The organism is Sorangium sp. So ce204 (genome assembly GCF_051526795.1).
Classification (GTDB): domain Bacteria; phylum Myxococcota_A; class Polyangia; order Polyangiales; family Polyangiaceae; genus Sorangium; species Sorangium cellulosum_B.
In genome coordinates this window covers 10804412-10825893 of the sequence record NZ_CP150317.1, presented here as the reverse complement: position 1 = coordinate 10825893, position 21482 = coordinate 10804412, and the positions used below count along the sequence as shown (strand labels likewise).

The following is a 21482-nucleotide window of genomic DNA, read 5'->3' as shown; positions in this document are numbered from 1 at the left end:
CGGATCGCGTTCGTCCGAGGAGGTGGCTTCGCGGGCACCCTGGCGCCTGCGGACGCTCACGTCTGCGCTCTCGATGTGGGGACGTCATGAAAACAGATTTCTTCCAGCTGCGTTGTCGTCGCGCGCGTGGAGGGCGGCGCGGCTGCGGCCGTGTGGAGTCGATGAGACCGAATCGACGGAGATCTGTGCCATGAACGATAGAGACACCCAGAAGCAGTTCATCCTCGAGGGGAAGCTGACGAGAGTGATGTGGGAGCTCTCGTGGCCCGCGGTGCTGGCCATGGTGCTCTACGGGCTCAACGCCTTCCTGGACGCCGTGTTCGTGGGCCAGCTGATGAACAAGAGCGCCCTGGCCGGCGTCGGCATCGCCTACCCCTTGTCCCAGATGACGCTCGGCCTCGGCAGCTTGGTCGGGACGGGCGCGGGCACGGCGCTCAGCATCTACCTGGGCGCCGGCGACAAGAGCAAGCTCCACGGCCTGCTGGGCAGCGTGAACGGGCTGTCGCTGCTCCTCAGCCTGCCTTACACCGTGCTCGCCTACGTGTTCGCTGAGCCGCTGGTGCGCATGATGGGCGGCACCGGGGAGATCCTCGCGTACGGCACCGAGTACTTCAAGGTGACGGCGCTCGGCTCGGTGTTCTGGGTTCACGGCCTGGCCGTGAACATGACGGTGCGCGGCGAAGGCAAGATGAAGACGGCCGCGTGGATGATCTCCCTCGGCCTGCTGGTGGATGTCCTCCTGAAGCCGCTGTTCATCCACACGTTCGGCTGGGGCGTGCAAGGCGCGGCGTGGGCCACCAACGCGGCGATGCTCGTGTACTCGGTCGTGGGGCTCCTGTATTTCGCGCGGGGGCGCGCCTCGTTCGACTCGGCCTGGCGCACGATCCGCATCGATCCGGCGATCCGGAAGCAGATCGTCTCCCTGGGCATGCCGGGCATGATCTTGACCATCATGGGCATCGCCCAGAACGTCGTCGTCTACAACGCGGTCTCGGGCCAGGGCACGGAGAACGACGTCGCCTTCTACGCCGCCTGCAACCGCCTCTTCCTGTTCATGCTGACCCCGATGCTCGGGCTCATGCGCGCCTTGCAGCCGGTGGAAGGGATCAACTACGGGGCGCAGCGCCACGTCAGGGTGAAGCGGGCCTTCAGCCTCTTCGGGCTCGCCGGGGTCGCGTTCGTCCTGCCGTTCTGGCTCGCGATGATGCTCGCCCCGAACGCGGTCCTCGGCTTCCTGCTGCCGGGGTCCGAGTTCACCGCGCAGCAGCTGCTCGATTTCCGGATCTACATCGTCGTGCTGCCCCTCCTGCCGTATGTCTTCAACGCGCTGGTGCTGTTCCCCTGCCTGGAGAGGGCGAAGCTCGCGAGCGTGGTCGCCCTCCTGAGGCAGGTGGTGCTCTTCATCCCCCTGATGTGGCTCCTCCCGAGGCTCGTCGGGGTGAGCGGGGTCTACTGGGGGACCACTGCCATCGATGTGGCGATGTTCCTCCTCGTGCTCGTCATGGTGAATCGAGAGTTTCGCAGGCTCGACGGGCGCGACGTCGAGACGAGCGCCGCGCTCAGGGAAGCGCCCGCCGGCTGAGCCCGGCCCGGCCTCCGGGATCTCCCGCCGGCCCGCGGCGATCACCCCGGTGATCGGCAGGAAGCGGCGCGCACCGGCCGTCCCCCGCGTGGCGCTCTCCCGACGCGCGATGTCCCCTTCTCCCTTGCCCGCCCAGAGAGCCCGCGCCGATCGCCGCGCGCGCGGTCATGAACGGCATCCTGAGTACACATGCAAAACTATTGCAACATCTTAATGGTTGCTATAGATGTCGCCGCATGAACGCCAAGGCTCCCGCGCGTCGAGGCTCGGCGCGCCCGTCCCGGGCGCGAAGGAGCGCCGGCGCCGCCGCTTTTGTCACGGCCGGAGCTCTTCTCGCGGGCGGGGCCGCGCGCGCGCAGGACGCCGGCGCGGCTTCGCCGGCGGAGCCGGCCCGGGACGCCGCGCCGGACGGCGAAGCGCCTCCGGGCGCCGCGGATGAACCCCGACAGGCGCCGGAGAATCATCCGCCGGTCCTCACCTCGTTCGCCGAGGCCGATTACCCGGCGGCCGCCCACGCGCAAGGCCGGGAGGGGACCGTCGTGCTGAGGCTCAGCATCGAGGCGGATGGGCGGGTGTCGGCGGCGGACGTGGCGCAGGCCGCGGGGCACGGCTTCGACGAGGCGGCGCAGGCCGCAGCGCAGCGCTTCCTGTTTTCGCCTGCGCGACGGGGGGACACCCCGGTCGCCTCCCGGATCCTCTACGCCTACGAATTTCGCCTCCCGAAGGCGCCTGCGAGCGGCGCGCTCCGCGGGCGCGTGCTCTCGCCCGGCGCGAGCTCCCACGGCGTCGCCGGCGCCGAGGTGCTCGTGCGGCACCAGGATGGCTCCACCGAGCGAACGCGCACCGACGGCGAGGGCCGGTTCCAGATCGAGGGCCTTGCGCCCGGGCCCTGCGTCGTGATCGCCGAGGCGAGCGGCGTCGGCCGGGCCGAGGTCGAGACCGAGATCGCCGGAGCGCACGTCGCCGAGATCGCCTTGCGGCTCGTGCCATCCGGCGAGGAGGCCCCGATCGAGGTGACCGTGCGCGGGCCGTCGGAAGCCGAGCGGCGCCGGCAGTCGGCCGAGGCCGTGACGGTCGTCGAGACGGACCGCATCAAGCGGGAGTCCTCGGACATGGGCGAGGTGCTCGCGCGCACGCAGGGGGTCGGCGTGCGCCGCGAGGGAGGCCTCGGCTCGGCCACGCGCTTCTCGCTGAACGGGCTGACGGGCGATCAGGTGCGGTTCTTCCTCGACGGCGTGCCGCTCGATCTGGCCGGCTATCCCTTCGGCGTATCGAACGTGCCGGTCGGCCTCGTCGAGCGCGTCGAAATCTACAGCGGCGTGGTCCCGGTGCGCCTCGGCGCCGACGCCCTCGGCGGGGCGGTCGACCTGATCACCGATCAGGATCTCTGCGAATCGCGCGCCGGCGCGTCCTACGAGGTGGGCTCGTTCGACACCCACAGAGCGGCGCTCGCCGGCAGCCACCTGCACAGGCCGAGCGGCTTGTTCGCCCGCGCGAGCGGCTTCTTCGATTACGCGAAGAACGACTACCCCGTCGAGCTCGACGAGGTAGAGGACGAGCGCGGGCGCTTCTCGCCGGCGCGCGTCTACCGCTTTCACGACGCGTACCGCAGCGCGGGAGGCCACGTGGAGATCGGGGTCGTCGATCGGCCGTGGGCGCGGCGCTTGCGCCTGCGCGCCTTCGTGACCGACTACGACAAGGAGTACCAGCACAGGCTCGTCATGAGGGTCCCGTACGGCGGCGTGACGTACGGAGAGACGTCGGCAGGCGTGAACCTCCGTTATGAACAGCCGCTGGGGCGCGGCGTGTCGCTCGACGCGGTGGGCGGCTATGCGTACGTCCGAGGGCGCTTCCTCGACGTCGCGACCTGCGACTACGACTGGATGGGACGCTGCGACCCGGAGGGCAGCGAGCCTGGCGAGACGGACGCTTTCCCTCACGACCAGGTCTTCTGGGACCATTCCGCCTTCGCGCGCCTCAACGTGGAATGGCGCATCCGGCCGTCACACGCCGTCCGCCTGGCCGTCGCGCCGACCTACGTGACACGGACGGGGGATGAGCGCCGGCAACGCGACCCGGATAGCCCCGATCCGCTCGCCGACCGGCGCAGCGTGCTCGCGCTGGTGAACGGCCTCGAGTACGACCTCGACCTGCTCGAGGACCGGCTCGATAACGTCCTGTTCGTCAAGCAGTACGTGCAGCGCGTCGCGAGCGAGAGCCCGGTCGCTGGTGATCTCGCGCGCGACCGCGACGGGAGCACCCACCGCTTCGGCATCGGCGACGCGCTCCGGTACAGGTTCACGCCCTGGCTCTACGGGAAGGCCTCTTACGAGTGGGCGACGCGGCTGCCCAGCCCCGACGAGGTCTTCGGCGACAACACGTTCGTCGCGGCCAACCTCGGGCTCGATCCCGAGATCAGCCACAACGCCAACCTCGGGCTCACCCTCGACGCCCGCGAGACGCCGGCGGGCGCCCTTCGCGCGACGGGCAATGGCTTCCTGCGCGCGGCGGACCGGCTGATCGTGCTCCTCGGCAACGATCGGGACCAGAGCTACGAGAACGTCCACGGCGCGCGGTCGCTCGGCGTCGAAGGCTCCGCCGGATGGACCTCGCCCGGGGAGCACCTCGCGCTCGACGGCAACGTCACCTACCTCGATTTCCGCAACACCTCGAGCGAGGGGGCGTTCGGCGCCTTCGAGGGAGATCGCATCCCGAACCGCCCGTACCTCTTCGCCAACGGCACCGCGCGCCTCCTGTTTCACCGCGTCCTCGCCGCGGAGGACGAGGTCGCGCTCACGTGGAACAGCCGCTACGTACACGAGTACTTCCGCACCTGGGAGAGCCTCGGCCGGCGTGAGTCCAAGCAGGTGATCCCCTCGCAGCTCGTGCACTCGGCCGGGCTCGGATACGTCGTCCGGCGCGGCAGCGCGAGCCTGAGCACGACGCTCGAGATGCAGAACCTCACGGATGAGCGTGTGTTCGACTTCTTCGGCACGCCGCGCCCGGGACGGAGCTTCTACGTCAAGACCACGGCGGAGCTCTGAGCTCGAGGGGCAGGTGATGGGATGAACGGCCACGCGACGAACCAACAGACCCTGCGGCTCGCCGAGCACACGAACCCGAGGAGATGAGATGCACACCGTTGTAGCCGTCAAGAACCTGCTCGTTCAGTCCGGCGCGTCCTGGGTCCTTTGGCTCCTGTTCGCGCTCTCGGCGGGCAGCATCGCCATCGCGATCGAGCGCTGGCTCTACTTCCGATCGAAGGACGACGACGTGCGAGCGCTCGCCGCCGAGCTCGACGCCCACCTGTCGAGTGGCTCGGTCGCCGCCGCGCTCGACGCGCTCCGGGCGATGCGGTCGGTCGGGGCGATCGTCGCCCGCGCGGGCCTGAGGCTCGCGCAGCGCGGGTCGGCAGCGGCGGACAAGGGGATGCAGAGCGCGATGGCCGCCGAGCGGAAGGCGCTCGAGGCGCGGCTCGCGTACCTCGGGACCCTCGGCAACAACGCGCCCTTCGTCGGCCTCTTTGGCACCGTCATCGGCGTGATCCTGGCGTTCGAGCAGCTCGGTCAGGCCACGGGGGCGGCGGGCGGCGGGGCCGCGAGCCAGGTCGCCTCCGCCGCGGTCATGGCGGCGATCGCGGAAGCGCTCGTGGCGACGGCCGTGGGCATCGGCGTCGCGCTGCCGGCGGTGGCCGCTTACAACTACCTGCAGCGCCGGATCGCCGCGATGCTCGACGACGCCGAGACGCTCTCGAACCTGGTGCTCGCCTACCTGGCGACCGGAGAGGCCGCGTCTCCGTCCTCTCGTGTCGAGCTCGCGCGCGCGGCCCATGGCGGAGCTTCGATCGACAAGCCGATGAACGGCGAGGCGTCCCGCCCGGAGGCGGCCTAGTCATGGCGAGCGCCGGGCAGAGCGCGAGATCCCGCCGCGGCGGGATCATCGAAGGGATCAACGTGACGCCGCTCGTCGACATCACGCTGGTCCTCTTGATCATCTTCATCGTCACCGCGAAGATCGTCGTCGCGCCCGCCGTCCCGCTGGATCTGCCGCACGCGTCGCAGAGCGAAGAGGTCCAGGCGGTGCTGAGCGTGGTGCTGCCCGCGGAGGGGCCGGTGCAGGTCGACGGGGCCGCGATCGACGATGCGGCGCTCCGCGAGCGCGCGCGGGCGGCCCTGTCGCGCGATCCGCAGCTCCGGGCCGTGATCCAGGCCGACCGCGCCGCCTCGCACGGCCGCGTGATGACGGTGCTCGACACGCTGAAAGCCGCGGGGATCGCGCGCGTCGCCTTCGGCGCCGTCCGCCCGGAGGCCGAGGCCCATGCGGCGGAGAGGACAGGCCACCGATGAGTCGATCGGAATTCCACCCCGAGAGCGTCGCCGGCATCGTCCTCGACGCGGCGCGCGCCCACGACCAGCCCCGGCGCGCGAGGGGACGAAGCCGCGCATTCGCGGCCGACAGCACCGCCGGGATCGTCCTGGGGGCCGTCAAGGAACACTCGGCCCGAGCGCTCGTGCTCGCGCTCATGCCGGCGGCCGTCATGCAGGGCACGGTCGGGATCATCGCGCTCCGCCTGGGACCGGACGACACGACGGCGAGCCAGCGCGAGGCGCGCCCGCCGCTGCAGGTGGAGCACGTGGTCGATCTGGTCCCACCACCGTCGCCGCCGAGCCCCTCGCCACGAGCGGAAGCTCCGGCGCCCAGGGCCGCCGAGCGCTCCCCCGCGCGCGCGGCCGCTCCTGCCGCTCCTCGGGCGCCTGACGCGCCCTCCGCGCCTCCACCGCCCGCGCAGGCAGGGCAGGTCGCCCTGGCGGAAAACGCGGCTGCGCCGCTCGATTTCACCGGGTTCGACATCGCCGTTGGACGCGGAGAGCGGTATGCCGGGGGTGTCACCTCCTCCGCGGGGACGAGCGCGCAGGCGGTGAACGCCGCGCGTGTGGACCAGAGCGCTCCTCCGGAGCGCCGGCAGGGAGGCCCCTCGCGCGCGAGGCCCGTCGGGCAGCCCGCGCGGGAGTGGAATTGCCCCTGGCCGCGCGAAGCGGACGCGCTCTCGGTGGACGAGCAAACGGTGGTCATTCGCACGGTCGTTCGTTCGGACGGCACCGTAACCTCGGCGGAGCTCCTCTCGGACCCGGGATACGGCTTCGGCCAGATGTCGCTCGCGTGCGCCCGCAGGCAGCGATTCCTGCCCGCCGCCGACGAGGGAGGCCGGCTCATCACGGCGACGTCGCCGCCCATCCGCGTGAGGTTCACGCGACATCCGCGATCCACGGGCGCGCCCTAGCGAAGCCCGACGCGAGAAAGGAAGCACGAGATGAACTCTTCAGGTACTACCAGGCTCCTCGAGGTCGAGGCCGCCGTACGCCCGAGCGCCCGGCGCGGCGCGCAAGGGCGGCGGCTCATGGAACGATTCCGGACGGGGGGCGCTCGCTGGGCTCTCGCGACGTCGTGCCTCGTTTGCCTGTCGCTCGCGGCGGGTTGCGGCAGCGACCCCGCGGAGAGCGGCGTAGAGGAGCCGGACGACGGCGGTCCCCGCTATGCCGTCGCCAGCCGTGTCGAGGACAGCGACTTCACGAACAGCACCATGTTCGTCTGGGTGGTGGACGACCTGAGCGAAGGGGCCGTCCGCCTGGACGAGGCCACCGAGCTCCCCGGGAGAGGCTCTATCTGGGGACTTCCGCGAACCGAGGTCTTCTATGTCGTGAGCTCGGAAGAGCTCACCGTCTCGAAATACGGCGTGGCTGGCGGCAAACCGGAGCTCGAAGCTCGGCTCGGACTGGGCGCAGCCGGGATCTCCTTCCTCCTCGGGGAGAGGATGATGTTCGACGGCCCGGACCGAGCGTTTCTCTTCGACCTCGTCTCGGGGCAGGCGCTCGAGCTCGATCTCGCTGCCATGGAGATCACCCGGAGCATCGACGTGTCGGACGTGCGGATCGACGCCGCGGACTACACGTTCCTCGGGGAGCCCGGCTTTCGCGAGCACGGCGGGCGGCTCGTCGCTCCGCTGTACGGCGTGAGCGCGGCGTACGATCGCGTGGCCAGCGAGTCGAAGGTCCTCTTCTTCGATCCGACCGACGGCTCGATCGAGGTGAAGGCCGCCCCTTGCGGAGGACTCTACTATACGGCGAAGGCGCCGAGCGGAGATATCCATTTTGCGTCCGATCCTTATGTCGCCTCGATCTTCATGGTCGACCCGGAGAGAGCTCCTGCGCCGTGCATGGCGCGCATGGCAGCGGGCCAGGACGAGCTCGATACCAGCGTTGTGGCGCTCAACGACGTGACCGGCGGCCCGACCGGCGGCCTGGTCCCTGGCTCCGACGGCGTGGCGTACCTGCGCGTGCTGGACGCCGGCCTCTACTCGCCCAGCGCTGACGCCACCCATCTCGAGGCTTTCTCGGCGCAGAGCTGGCAGACGTGGCGCATCGAGCTCGACGAACCAGGCTCGGCCGAGCCCCTCGATCGCCAGCCGCTCGCCGGCGGCATCAAGGTGTTCGAGGTGGACGATCAAGCTTACGTGAACGAGTCAACGGCAGGCTTCGGCTCGACCACGCTGGTGCGGACGACCGGGGACGGCGCGCCCGCGCGCGCCCTGACGATGCCTGGCGCCACGTGGGGTGTCTTGCGCGTGCGCTGAACCGGATACGGAGGGATCCCATGTCCAACTCGAACGGGCTGATCGTGAAGGGGTTGACGAAGACGTACGCCAACGGCGTTCGAGCGCTGAACGGCGTCCACCTGGACGTCGGACCGGGGCTCTACGGGCTCCTGGGCCCCAACGGCGCGGGCAAGAGCACGCTGATGCGCACCCTCGCCACGCTCCAGACGCCGGACGCGGGGACGATCACGTTCAACGGGATCGACGTCATCGCGTCTCCTGACCGCCTCCGCCGCCGCCTCGGGTACCTCCCGCAGCAGATCGGCGCGTACCCGGGGGTGACGGGGCGGTCGCTGCTCGAGCGATTCGCATGGCTGAAGGGGCGCACGGACCGGCGCGAGCGCGACGCGGAGATCTCGACGCTGCTCGCGCGCGTCAACCTGAGCGACGTCGGCCACCGCGAGGTCGCGACGTACTCCGGGGGCATGCTGCGGCGGTTCGGCATCGCGCTCGCGCTCCTGGGATCTCCGCAGCTCCTCATCGTGGACGAGCCGACCGCCGGCCTCGATCCGGCCGAGCGCAACCACTTTCATCGCGTGCTCGCGGAGGTCGCCGCGGAGGCCGTCGTGCTGCTCTCGACGCACATCGTGGACGACGTGGAGAACCTCTGCGGGCGGCTGTCGATCGTCCACCGGGGGCGCGTCGTCGCCGAGGGAGCGCCGGCCGAGCTGACCGCGCCGCTCGCGGGCCGCCTGTGGACCCGGACGTACGCGCGGGGCGAGCCGATCCCCGACGACGCGCTGAACGTCTCTCCCACGCCGAGCGGCACCCGCGCCGTCGTGGTGCGCGATGTGTCGCCCGGCGGCGGCTTCGTCGCTCACGCGCCCAAGCTCGACGACGCCTATCATTACCTGCTGGCCGGATCGCGACAGGCGGAGGCCGCATGAGCTCCGCGCGCATCTACGCCGTCGAGGCGTGGCACGAGCTGCGGGCGGGGCTGCGCACCTCGCTCGTCCCGCTCATGTTCGTCGGCCTCGTCGGCTACCTGTTCATCATGCTCTCGAGCGCGGAGTACCTGCGCGACATGGGCGGGGCAGACGTCGCGCGCAACAGCCCGCATGTGGTCTTCCTGATGACCTCCGGGCAATCGTTCTGGCTCATCTTCGCGTGGGCGTGGATCTTCGCGCAGGTCGTCACGCGGGATCGCGCCGCGGGGCTCCACGAGCTGGTGCTCTCCGCGCCCGTGTCGCTTCGCGGACTGCTGATCTCGCGCTACGTCGGCGCGGTCGGGCTCGCTTGCATCCTGGGCTCGGCGAGCTCGCTCGGCTTTCTGCTCTTCCCCGGGCTCGCCGCGCTCGGGGTGTTCCCGAAGGAGGCGGTCGGGCCCACGCCGCTCCTGGCGATCGCGTCGTCGTGGGCGCTCTTCGTGGTGCCGTCGGCCATCGGCCTCGGGGCGCTCTACCTGACCGCGGCGCTCCGGACCCGGAGCACGGCAGGGCCGTTCGCCGTGGCGGCGGTTGTCATCTTGATCTGGATGGTGGCCATGATCGTCCTGCGGGGCGGTGACCTGCACACGGACATCGCGACCGTGGTCGACGTGAGCGGCTTCGGGGAGGCGGAGGCGCAGACGAAGCGCTGGACGCCGCACGAAAAGGCGACGGCGCAGCTGGCCATGTCCACGCCGCTCCTCGTCAATCGGCTCCTCTGGAGCCTCGTCCCCCTCGCCATCCTGGCGTTCGCGCTCGTGCGGCTGGGGCGCGAGGCGCTCGTGCTGGGGCGGGCCGGCAAGCCGTCGCCGAGCGGCGAGGCGACCTCTGGTGCCGCCGCGCCCGCCGCGCCCGCCGTCGCGGCGCTGCCGCCGATCACGGCGCCATCCTGGCTCCGCGCGACGCTGTTCGAGGCTCGCTGGCACCTCTCGCTGACGACCCGAGGGTGGGCGTTCCGTACCGCGGTCGCGCTCTGGACCCTCATGAACGTGGCAGGCGCCTTCTACCATGTGATCGGGCACGCCGAGGGGCCGCTGGTCCCACGGCCTGCGCTGCTCGCGCCGTTCCTCATCCGCCTTTGTTACGTGTTCTCCGTGTTCGCCGTGGCGGGGTTCGTGGGGGCGCTCGCTCGTCGAGATCAGCAATCCGGGTTCGACGAGATGATCGACGCGACGCTGGCGCCGCTCGGAACGCGCGTGGTGGGCCGCGCCGTCGCCGCCCTCCTGCTGACGGCGATCATGGCCCTGGCGCCGACGCTCTCCGCGTGGATCGTGACAGGTCTCACCCTCCCTTCGAGCTTCGAGCCGTGGAATGCGCTGCTCGTGAACGCGCTCGTCGCCGCGCCCGCCCTGCTGGAGCTCGGCGCGATCACGTTCCTCGTCCACGCGCTCGTGCGTTCGCCCGGTACGGGGTACGCCGCGTCGATGCTGGCTGCGTTCATCGCGCTCGTGAATCACGAGATCGACATCGTCTCGTATCCACCCGCGCAGCTGGGGATCCCGGTGCATGTCGCCCTCTCCGAGCTCTCGGGGTGGTCTCCGTGGCTCGTGCCGGTGCTCGAGATGGGCGTCCTGAAGCTCGGCTGCGTCGGCCTCGCCGTGGCCCTGGCGTGGCTCGCTTACCCGCGCGGCACGGCCCTGAGGACGATCGATCGATGGCGCGGGGCGGCGCGGCAGCTCGCCCAGGGCGCGGGAGCCCTGGCGGCCCTCGGCCTCTTTGTGATCGCTTGCTCATCGACGATCTTGCGCGAGCAGATCGTGGTGCAGAGCGGCTTCGCATCGAAGAGCGAGGAGAACGCCGCCGACGCGGCCTGGGAAGCCCGTTTCTGGCCGGAAGCGTCGGCGTTCTCCGTGGAGGGCGGCGAGGTCGAGGCGAAGATCGCGCCGTCCGCGCGCGCCGCCCGCGTCCGCTGGACGCTGCGGGGAGTGCGGGCCAGCGCGGCGAAGCTGCACGGGAGCCTGCGCACCGGGATGGACATCGACAGCGCCCAGGTCGGCGGCTCCCCTCGTGAGGTCGTCACGGCGAACGAGCACTTCATGGTCGATCTGGGCAGCTGCGCGCAGCGCGGGTGCGACGTCGAGCTCGAGATCACGATCGCGTCGCCCCGCTGGTTCGCCGAGGGAGAGGCGCCGTGGCTGGACGGCTCCGGCGTGTGGGCGCGCGCGGCCGATCTCCTGCCGCGGCTCGGGTACGACGGAGAGCGAGCGCTGCGATCTCCGTCCACACGCCGCGCGCTGGGGCTCGCGGAGCGCCCCGGCGCACTCGACAGGAATGCGCTGGTACCCGCCCTCGCCGTGGCGCCGGCGGGCCTTTGGCGCTGGTCGGTGTCGTTCTCCGAGCAAGGCGTGAGCACGCCTGTCGAGGGGCGCACGACACAGGGCCTCGACTTCGCCGTGGCGTGGCTGCCCAGGGGGGCGGAGCCGAGACAGCTGCGGCAGGAGGGCCTCACGGTGTGGCATGGCCCGTCGCGCTCCGGTACCGCGCGCGAGGTCCTGGAGGACGTCCAGGTGATGGGCGCGTGTGTTCAGGCGCGGCTCGGGGCCACCCCGGAGGTGACGACGGTCGTGCAGGCGCCGCGCGACCTCGGCGAGATCCGGGCGCATGGCGCGGTCCTGTGGCTGCCGGAAGGGGACGGCTGGGACGTGGCCGCGTCCGGCGCCGGACGCCTGAAGCGGCGGGCCGCGGTGGCCGAGGCGCTCGCCGCGCGCTCGCTCGCGGACCGCGCCGATCTGCGCGCGGAGCCGGGGGCGCGGTGGCTCATCAACGGCGTCGCGGGGTGGATCGGGCTCGAATGCGTGCGGTCGTCCGACGGCGGTGACGCGTGGCTCGCGCTGCTGGATCGCCGCAGCGACGACGTCGCGGATGCGCTCGGCGCCCTCGACGCGCCCGTGTCGGGTCTGGCCGATGACGGCGCAGCCAGCTGGGTCATGGCGTACGCTCCGCTGGAGACCCTCGCATGGGCGCAGGCCACCGGAGGCGCCGAGGCGTTGCGCGCAGCGACGCGGGTCGCCGACATGGTGCGCTCCGGAGAGCCGGTCCGGGGCGCGCTCGCGCGAGCGGCAGGCCCGATCATGGCCGACCGCCTCCTGGGTCCCCCTTCGGCCTCGGATGTGACGGTCGCGATCGCCGACGGCGGCGCGCTGGAGGTTCGCGGCGAGCGCTCGCGGTGGGAGAGGGGCGGCTGGCGGCCCGTCTCCAGCTCGTTCGAGATCGTTCAACGCTTCCACGACGAGGAGACGCCGGCGCGCGTGACCCGCGTGCCGGCAAGATTGGAGAGCGATGCGCAGTTCGTCGTCTTCGACGCGTGGCCCTCATTCGAACGCTCGCCGCGGGACAACGCGTGGAAGGCAGGCCCTCATTGACGGCGCGAGCCCTCGCCGCGCCTGCACATCCCCGGGCGTCACGAGCATGAGGGCTGTGCAACGAACATGTTTCGCCGCGGCATGGAGGACCCGCTGGCTGCGCTGGTGAGCGCTGAGTAGGGCGGCGCCTGACGAGCGCATCGTCGACTCATTTCGTTAGGCTTTCGAATGTGATCTGAGAGGTCGAATTCCTCCAGATCCGCTCAAATTCAGCGCGGAGGCGCCTCCGGGGAGCGATCGTGTCCGCCGCACGAAATCGCCCTCCGCCCGGCTTGACGCTGATGCAATTAATATGTATATGCATTTAGTAAGCATCTTCAAGATGCAGGCGACTCGGCGTCGTGCCTATCGGCGCTCGCGAGGCCACGCTCCACGGGCATGGCGTCGCGAGCCGGGAGGGGTACATTTGCGATAGCTGTCCATGACAGGTCGGCGTGAGCTCCGACCCGCAGATCGCGGGGGCGGGCGCTGCCGTATCGTCATGTCGTGACGAGAATCTCGTCTGGATGGGGTGCGACCGCATGGGCCTGCGAACCTCGCAGGGCCCGCGGGTCAATGCTGGAAGGCGCGCGAAGCGGAACGCTTCGACCATCTGCCGCTCGGTCGACGTGTTTACCGTGACGCCTGTTCCCGATTCGAAGGCTCGCCACCCGAGCACGAAGCGGGGGCGCGGCCGTGGCTCGCGCCCGGAACACCGCGCGTAGCGAGCGGGACGTGGGCTGAAGAGCTCACGTGCTTCTGCTGCGACTGACGTCTCGGTTGCGGCCTCTCGTACCAGAGGTGACCTATGTTGCAAAAGCAACTTTTGTGTAAATACAACAGAAGCGATGCGGAGCGACAGGGGGGATGCGCCCTCTTTCGCGCTCCTCGAAGAGATCGAGGCGCAGGCGGCCCGGGACGGCATCACTCACGTGCGGGGCGAGCATGAACATCTCTCATCAACGGCACTATTTCGAGCGCCGCGTCTCGATCGGCGCAGACCCCATCGACCTCGCGGCGGCGCTCGCCAGGTCGGGCTCGCGCGCGACGTACTTCGTGTACGAGCGCGACGGCGAGTGGAGCGTCGCCCTCGGCGCGGCCTTCGAGCTCACTGCAGACGTGCACGGCGTGCACCGCGTCGACGCGACGGGAAAGCAGAGCTGTCCCGGCGGGGACTGCCTCGCCGCGGTCGAGGCGGCGCTCGCGTCGATCCCGCTCCGTGGCTGGCGCGCGTACGGCACGGCCTCGTTCGAGTTCGCGTACCTGCTGCACGGCATCGAGGCGAACCTCGGCACAGAGCCCCTGCTTCACCTGACCATCCCGGAGGTCGAGATCCGCCTCCAGCGCGGCACGGCGCTGGTTCGAGCGCTGAGCTCGGACGAGCTCGAGAGGATGGTGGACGTCCTCGCCTCCTCGAACCGGCGCCATGCGCGCGGGATGAGCGAGGTCGCCGGCCTCCCCCCCCTCCCCGTCCCGCCGCCGGAGGTGCTCCCCGCGAGGCTGCTCGAGACAACCGGCGCGGCGAAGTACAAGGAGCTGGTGGCCGCGGCGACGACCGAGATCGCGGCGCGCAAGCTCCACAAGGTCATCGCGTCGCGCGTCGTCCCGGTCGCCGCGCCGGTCGATCTCATCGCGACGTACGTCGCCGGGCGGCGACAGAACACCCCGGCCCGATCGTTCGTGGTCAACTGCCGCGACCTGAAGTTCGCCGGATTCAGCCCGGAGACCGTGCTCGAGGTGACCGCCGGAGGGCAGGTGATGACGCAGCCGCTCGCCGGGACCCGGGCGCTCGTCTCGGACGACGATGAAAACGCGCGCTTGCGGGCCGAGCTGCTCAGCAATTCGAAGGAGCTGGCCGAGCACGCGATGTCGGTGAAGCTGGCGTTCGAGGAGCTCAGCCGCGTCTGCAAGCAGGGGAGCGTGACAGTGAACGAGTTCATGGCGATATCCCGCCGCGGGACCGTTCAGCACCTCGCCTCACGGCTCTCGGGCATGCTCGAGACGGGCAACACGGCCTGGACGGCGTTCCAGGTGCTGTTTCCCGCCATCACCGCGTCGGGGATCCCGAAGAGGGAGGCTGTCGACTGGATCCGGAGGCACGAAGCGGAGAGCCGGGGCCTCTACTCGGGCGCGGTCCTGACGCTGGATCACGACGGCGCGATGGATGCGGCGCTCGTGCTGCGGACGATCTTCCAGCGAGGGAGCAGCGTCTGGCTGCGCGCGGGCGCCGGGATCGTCGCGGAGTCGACGCCCGAGCGAGAGCTGGAGGAGACCTGCGAGAAGCTCCAGAGCGTGGCGCGCCACCTGGTGCCGCCGGAGTTCGCCAGCGAGCCGCTGTGACGCAGGGGACATGGTGTTCCGGACTTGAGCTTGCCTTCTCACGAGTCAGCCAATGCACGAACAGACACAGCGAATGCACGACGAAGTCGCCTCTTCGGATCTGAGGGAGACGGTCGCGAGCGTGCTCGGCGTGGTGGCCGAGACCGTCCGTGAAGACAGCAACCTGATCGAGCTCGGGATGGACTCGATCACGATGATGCGCCTCGCCGGCAGGTGGCGGCGGCAAGGCATCGAGGTCGACTTCGCCGAGCTCGCGGCGAACCCGCGGGTGTCGGCCTGGAAGGCGCTGATAGGAGAGCGGAGCTGTACCAGGGGCGAACGCGACGAGCGTTCGCCCGCGGCGGCCACCATCGACGAGGCGGCGCCCTTCGAGCTCGCGCTGATGCAGCACGCGTACTGGGTCGGCCGCGAGCAAGGCCAGCAGCTGGGCGGCGTCGCCGCGCATTTCTACAACGAGTTCGATGGCGAGGGCGTCGACCCCGCGCGGCTGGAAGCTGCCGTAGGGGAGCTGCGCAAGCGGCACGGGATGCTGCGGGTGCAGATCCTGAGCGACGGTCGCCAGCAGATCCTGCCCGACAGCCGCGGGCGCGGGCTGAAGGTCCACGATCTGCGCGCCCTGTCGGCCGAGGCGGCCGAGGAGGCGCTCGCCGAGCTGCGCCGGACGCTGTCGCATCGGACGCTGGATCTGGCTGCAGGCGAGGTGTTCGAACTCCAGATCTCGCTCCTGCCGGACGCGATCCGCGCGGGCGGCACGCGCCTGCATGTGAACCTGGACATGGTGGCCGCCGACGCGCTCAGCCTGCGGGTGCTGCTGGCCGACCTGGCGCACCTCTACGCCGGTTCGCAGCCGCTGCCTCCGATCAACACGAGCTATCCGCGCTACCTGGCGGAGCGCGAGGCCAGCCGCGCGAGCGTCAAGGGCCAGCGGTCGCGGAACGCCGACCGAGCGTACTGGCAAGCTCGCTTGAGCGACCTTCCCGCTGCGCCGGAGCTGCCCGCCGCGCCCTACCACGTGAACGTGGGCGCCACGACGGTGGTGCGGCGCCATCGCTGGCTCGCTCCGGAGCAGGTGCGCGCCTTCGCGTCTCTGGCGGCGCGCCACGGCCTCACGCCGGCCATGGCGATGGCGGCGGTCTTCGCCGAGACGCTGACCGCCTGGAGCGCGGAGCCGCGGTTCTTGATGAACCTGCCGATGTTCGACCGAGAGCCCTTGCACCCGGACGTCGGGATGCTGGTGGGCGACTTCACCTCCTCGGTGCTCCTGGCCTGGGACGGCGCGGCCCCTGGCACCTTCGCTGAACGCGCGCAGCGCCTGCAGGCCCAGTTCCATGCGGACGCGGAGCACGTGGGGTATTCGGGCGTCGAGGTGCTGCGCGACCTCTCCCGGCAGCGAGGCGAGCAGGTGCTGGCGCCAGTCGTCTACACGAGCGCGCTCGGCCTGGGCGAGCTGTTTCCGGAGGTGGTGAAGCAGCGCTTCGGGAGGGCGTCCTGGATCATCTCCCAGGGGCCGCAGGTGTGGCTCGACGCGCAGGTCACGGAGCTCGACGGCGGCCTGCTGGTCAACCTGGATGCGCGTGAAGATGCGTTTGCGCCGGGCGTGCTGGACGCGATGTTCGACGCGCACGGCCGCCTGCTGGAGCGCCTGATGGCGTGCGAGGAAGCCTGGCGGCAGCCCGTACCAGCGCTGCTCCCGGGAGAGCAGCTGAAGGTGCGCGCCGCCGCGAACGCGACAAGGACGGCTGTCTCGGGCAAGCGCCTGCACGACGGCTTCTTCGAGCTCGCGAAGCGACAGCCGGAGGCGCCTGCTCTCCTCTGGGGCGAAGGCGGCAGGATCTCGTACGGAGAGCTCCGGCAGCGCGCGCTGCGCGTGGCGGGCCACCTGCGGGAGCACGGCGTGAGCGCAGGCGCCGTGGTGGCGATCCAGCTGCCCAAGGGGCCGAGTCAGATCGTCGCCGTGCTGGGCGTGCTGGCCGCCGGCGCCACGTACCTTCCGATCAGCGTGGATCAACCCGCGCTGCGCCGCCAGCGCATCCTCGACGCCGCCGGCGCCGCCCTCGTGCTCGATGACGTCCCGGAGGGGCAAGCGTCGCTGGCGGAGCCGCTGGCCGGCGCGGACTCGGATCTCGCCTACATCCTGTTCACCTCGGGTTCGACGGGCGAGCCGAAAGGCGTGGAGATCACGCACGCCGCGGCGATGAACACCATCGAGGATCTGAACCAGCGCCTCTCGCTGGGCGCGGCCGACCGGACGCTCGCGCTGTCCGCGCTCGAGTTCGATCTGTCGGTGTACGACATCTTCGCGCCGCTGTCGGCCGGCGGCGCCGTTGTCTGCGTCGAGGAGTGGGCGCGTCGCGACGCGGGGGTCTGGGTCGAGCTGCTGCGCAGCCATCGCGTGACCGTGCTCAACTGCGTGCCGGCCCTGCTCGATATAACGCTCGCCGCGGCCGGCGACGGTCCCGCTCCGCTGCCGCTCCGCGTGGTGCTCCTGGGCGGCGACTGGGTCACCCTCGATCTGCCGGGCCGCCTCGCGCAGCGCGCTCCGCGCTGCCGCTTCATCGCGCTGGGCGGCACCACGGAGACCGCGATCCACTCCACGATCTGCGAGGTCACCGAGGTGCCTCCGCACTGGAAGTCCGTGCCGTATGGCAAGCCCCTCGGCAACGTGCAGTTGCGCGTCGTCGATCCTCTGGGGCGCGACTGTCCGGACTTCGTCCCGGGCGAGCTGTGGATCGGCGGCGCCGGCGTGGCCCGCGGCTACCGTGGCGACCGAGAGAAAACGGCGAACAAGTTTCTCCACGCGGACGGGACGCGCTGGTACCGCACCGGTGACCGCGCGCGGTACTGGGCCGACGGCAGCGTGGAGTTCCTCGGGCGCGCCGACTTCCAGGTGAAGCTGCGCGGGCACCGCATCGAGCTCGGCGAGATCGAGGCCGCGGTCGGGGGTTATCCCGGCGTCAGCCAGGCCGTCGCGGTGCTGGGTGAACGTGGGCTCTATGTGGCCATCACCCCGGATGATCCGAGGATCGATGTGCCCGAGGCAGGCGAGATCATCGATCTGCGGCGACCGCCGCCGGAGCTCGCGGATCTGCGCGAGTTCCTGGTGAACCGCCTGCCCGCCGTGATGGTGCCGGATCACGTGTTGCGCTGCAGGAGCTTGCCGCTCACGCCCAACGGCAAGATCGATCGCAACGCCTTGCAGCGAGCGGTGAGCACCATGGCCCTTCAGGCCAAGGCGACCGTGAGCGCGCCGGTCGGCGAGGTGGAACGCCGGGTCGCCGGCGTCTGGGCCGAGCTGCTCGAGGTGCCGGAGGTGGGCCGCGAGGACAACTTCTTCTCCGCGGGCGGCGACTCCCTCCTGGCGACACGCCTCGTGCGCCGGCTGCGCGAGGTCGGCCTCGACGGCGTCAAGCTGGCCGATCTGTTCGCCCACCCGACGCTGGCCGGGTTCGCTGCCAGGCTGTCGCTCGGCGCGGGCGCTCCGGCGCTGCCGACGCTGGTCGCCGATCCGGAGAGCCGCCACCAGCCCTTCCCGCCGACCGAGGTGCAGCGGGCCTACTGGCTGGGTCGCGACGAGAGCTTCACGCTCGGGGGCGTCGCCTGCCAGTTCTACCGCGAGTACGACGTCGTCGATCTCGACGTGTCGCGGCTGGAGGCGGCCGTCGACGTCCTGGTGCGACGGCACGAGATGTTGCGCGCCGTCTTCGATGAGCAGGGCCAGCAACGCATCCTCGCGGACGTGCCGCGGTTCACGATAGAGGTCGTCGACGGCGGCGACGACCCGGCTCAGGCGTACGAGGCGCTGCGGCGCGACTGCTCACACCGGGTCTTCGATCCGACCCGCTGGCCGCTGTTCGGCATGCGGGCGGTGCGGTCGGGCGACAGGACGCGCCTCGGTATCAGCCTCGACAACCTCATCCTCGACGCGCTCAGCATCCTCACCTTCTACTCGGAGCTCACCGCGCTCTACGAGGCGCACGACGCTGCTTTGCCGCCGGTCGGGATGTCCTTCCGCGACTACGTGCTGACGTGCACGCCGGGATCGGAGGCGCTCGCCGCCGCGCGGGCGTACTGGGCGAAGAAGCTGCCAGAGCTGCCGCCGGCGCCGCAGCTGCCGCTCGCCCGAGATCCGGCCGAGGTGGGGCGCCCGCGCTTCACGCGCCACGAGGGCAGCGTCGACGCGAGCCGATGGCGCCGGATCGTCGAACGCGCGGGCGAGCACGGCATCACGCCGTCCACGGTCCTTCTCACGGCGTTCGCCGAGGTGCTCAGCCGCTGGTGCAGCCGCCCCGACCTCACGCTCAACCTGACGCTCTTCGATCGCCGTGAGGTGCATCCCGACATCCACACGGTCATGGGCGATTTCACGTCGCTCACGCTGGTCGGATACCGGCCCGCCGCCGGCGAGAGCTGGGTGACGCGAGCCCGGCGCGTCCAGCAGGAGCTGGGCGACGCGCTCGACCACCGCGACGTGTCGAGCATCTCGCTCGTTCGCGAGCTGGCAAGGCTGAGCGGCGCGCCCAGCCTGACCATGCCGGTGGTGTTCACGAGCGCCCTCGGCGTCCCCGGCGGCACCGCTGCGCCGTCGAGCGGCCCCTTCAGGAAGCAGGTGTGGGGCCTGACGCAGACCCCGCAGGTGTGGCTCGACCATCAGGTGATAGAGGCCGAGGGCGGCATCGCCCTGAACTGGGACGTTGTCGAGGACCTGTTCCCGGCGGGCCTGATCGCCACGATGTTCGATGCGTACCTGCGCGAGCTGAGCTGGCTGAGCAGCTCCGAATGGCACCTGCCCGCGCCCGATCTCCTGCCCGAGCCGCAGCGGCGCGCGCGCGCGCTCGTCAACGCGACCGCCGGAGAGAGCCCGCGGCAAAGCCTGCACCGCGCGTTCTTCGACCTGGCGCGCGAGCAGCCGCGGCGGATCGCATTGCGCTGGGGCGAGGCCGAGGTGATGCGCTACGGCGAGCTCGCGTCGCGCGCGCTGCGCCTCTCGGCCGCGCTGGCCGAGCAAGGCGTGGCGACAGGCGATGTCGTCGCCGTGAACCTGCCCAAGGGGCCCGATCAGATCGCCGCGGTGCTGGGCGTGCTGGCGGCCGGAGCCGCCTACCTGCCGGTCGGGGTGGATCAACCCGATGCGCGCCGCGACAGGATGCTGGGCCAGGCAGGGGTCCGGGTCGTCGTCACCGGCCCGGAGCCGAGGTGCTGGCCGGACGGCGTTCGTCCGTGCGTGTTCGGACAGGCGATGGCGTCCGCGCCCGCGCCGAGCCCCGCGGCGATCGACGCAGAGCAGCTGGCTTACATCATCTTCACCTCCGGATCGACCGGCGAGCCGAAGGGCGTCGAAATCACCCATCGCGCCGCGCTGAACACGGTGCTGGACATCAATCAACGCTTCGACGTCGCCCCGGAAGACCGCGTCCTGGCCGTGTCTGCGCTGGATTTCGATCTGTCCGTCTACGATATCTTCGGTCTGCTGTCCGCCGGCGGCTCGCTGGTCTTGATCGAGGAGGAATCGCGGCGCGATGCGAGGCGCTGGCATGAGCTCGTGTGCCGGCACGAGGTGACGATCTGGAACAGCGTTCCGACCTTGCTCGACATGCTGCTCATCGTCGGCAGCGCGGCGGAGCCGCCGGGCGCCCTCCGCCTGGCGCTCGTCTCGGGCGACTGGATCAGGACGGATCTGCCCGGGCGGCTCGCCGCGCAGCGGCCGGGATGTCGGTTCATCGCGCTCGGCGGCGCCACCGAGGCCTCGATCTGGTCCAACTTCTTCGAGGTGGATGGGGTCCAGCCGTCGTGGCGCTCGATCCCCTATGGCTATCCCTTGCGCAACCAGCTCTTCCGCGTGGTGGACGCGCATGGCCGCGACTGCCCGGACTGGGTGCCGGGCGAGCTGTGGATCGGCGGTCTCGGGGTAGCGCGCGGTTACTGCGCCGCGCCGGATCTGACGGCTCGCAAGTTCGTGGGAGACGGCGCGCGGTGGTATCGCACCGGCGACGTCGGGCGTTACTGGCCCGACGGCGCGCTGGAGTTCCTCGGCCGCACCGACACTCAGGTCAAGATCCGCGGTCATCGCATCGAGCTCGGCGAGGTGGAAGCCGCTCTGCGGTCGCACCCCGGTGTGCGGAGTGTGGTGGCCGTGGCGGCCTCCGGGCGCCTCGCCGCCGCCGTGGTCCCTGCTGCCGCGGAGCTCAGCGCGGAGCAGCTGCGCGACCATGTCACCATGAGCCTGCCGATTCACATGGTGCCAGAGAGGATCGTGGTGCTGGCCCAGCTGCCGCTCAGCGCGAACGGCAAGGTCGACCATGCCGAGATCGTCAGGTTGATCTCGGCGGAGGCCGAGCCCGACGCCCGACAGGTCGAGCCCCCGCAGGGGGAATGGGAGCATGCCGTCGCGGCGCTCTGGAGCGAGCTCCTTGCCGTCGCCGACGTCGGCCGCCATCAGAGCTTCTTCCAGCTGGGTGGCGACAGCCTCCTCGCGACGCGCTTCATCGAAGCGGTGAATCAGCGCCACGCCATCCTGTTGCCGCTGAGGCGCCTGTTCAACGGGCCGACGCTGCGCGAGGTCGCAGCGGCGCTCGCCGCCGAGCACGAGGCCTGCCAGGAGATCGAGGAGGGCGTGCTCTAGCGGCGTCCACCGCGGTGGCGCG

10 protein-coding genes are annotated in these 21482 nt (G+C 70.9%); all 10 read left to right on the top strand.

The window, feature by feature from the left end:
- Window positions 1–190 precede the first annotated feature (190 nt).
- The 10 genes from WMF22_RS40610 to WMF22_RS40565 all read left to right on the top strand — a co-directional run bounded on the left by WMF22_RS40610 (window position 191) and on the right by WMF22_RS40565 (window position 21460).
- Complete coding sequence (locus WMF22_RS40610; protein ID WP_438033214.1) at window positions 191–1582, top strand: MATE family efflux transporter; 1392 nt, start codon at window positions 191–193, stop codon at window positions 1580–1582.
- A gap of 236 nt (window positions 1583–1818) precedes the next feature.
- Window positions 1819–4626: a TonB-dependent siderophore myxochelin receptor MxcH gene (mxcH, locus tag WMF22_RS40605; protein WP_438033213.1), complete on the top strand. Its 2808-nt coding sequence runs from the start codon at window positions 1819–1821 to the stop codon at window positions 4624–4626.
- Between the two features lie 88 nt (window positions 4627–4714).
- Entirely contained in the window at window positions 4715–5473 is a 759-nt protein-coding gene (locus tag WMF22_RS40600; protein ID WP_438033212.1) for a MotA/TolQ/ExbB proton channel family protein, read from the top strand.
- A 2-nt stretch (window positions 5474–5475) separates the two neighbouring features.
- Window positions 5476–5928, top strand: coding sequence for an ExbD/TolR family protein (locus tag WMF22_RS40595; RefSeq protein ID WP_437295305.1), 453 nt, complete (start codon window positions 5476–5478; stop codon window positions 5926–5928).
- Entirely contained in the window at window positions 5925–6863 is a 939-nt protein-coding gene (locus tag WMF22_RS40590; protein ID WP_438033211.1) for a ferric siderophore ABC transporter substrate-binding protein, read from the top strand. The genes WMF22_RS40595 and WMF22_RS40590 overlap by 4 nt, the downstream gene beginning before the upstream one ends.
- A gap of 30 nt (window positions 6864–6893) precedes the next feature.
- Window positions 6894–8213, top strand: a complete 1320-nt coding sequence (locus WMF22_RS40585; RefSeq protein ID WP_438033210.1) for a hypothetical protein — start codon at window positions 6894–6896, stop codon at window positions 8211–8213.
- 20 nt (window positions 8214–8233) lie between these two features.
- Window positions 8234–9121 (top strand): ABC transporter ATP-binding protein, encoded by an 888-nt coding sequence (locus WMF22_RS40580; protein ID WP_438033209.1) that lies wholly within the window; start codon window positions 8234–8236, stop codon window positions 9119–9121.
- Entirely contained in the window at window positions 9118–12522 is a 3405-nt protein-coding gene (locus tag WMF22_RS40575; protein ID WP_438033208.1) for an ABC transporter permease, read from the top strand. Before WMF22_RS40580 ends, WMF22_RS40575 begins: the two co-directional genes overlap by 4 nt.
- Window positions 12523–13446: 924 nt before the next feature.
- Window positions 13447–14841, top strand: a complete 1395-nt coding sequence (locus tag WMF22_RS40570) for a salicylate synthase (protein WP_438033207.1) — start codon at window positions 13447–13449, stop codon at window positions 14839–14841.
- 73 nt (window positions 14842–14914) lie between these two features.
- A complete protein-coding gene (locus tag WMF22_RS40565) occupies window positions 14915–21460 on the top strand; it encodes an amino acid adenylation domain-containing protein (RefSeq protein ID WP_438033206.1) in 6546 nt (2181 codons plus the stop codon).
- Window positions 21461–21482 lie beyond the last annotated feature (22 nt).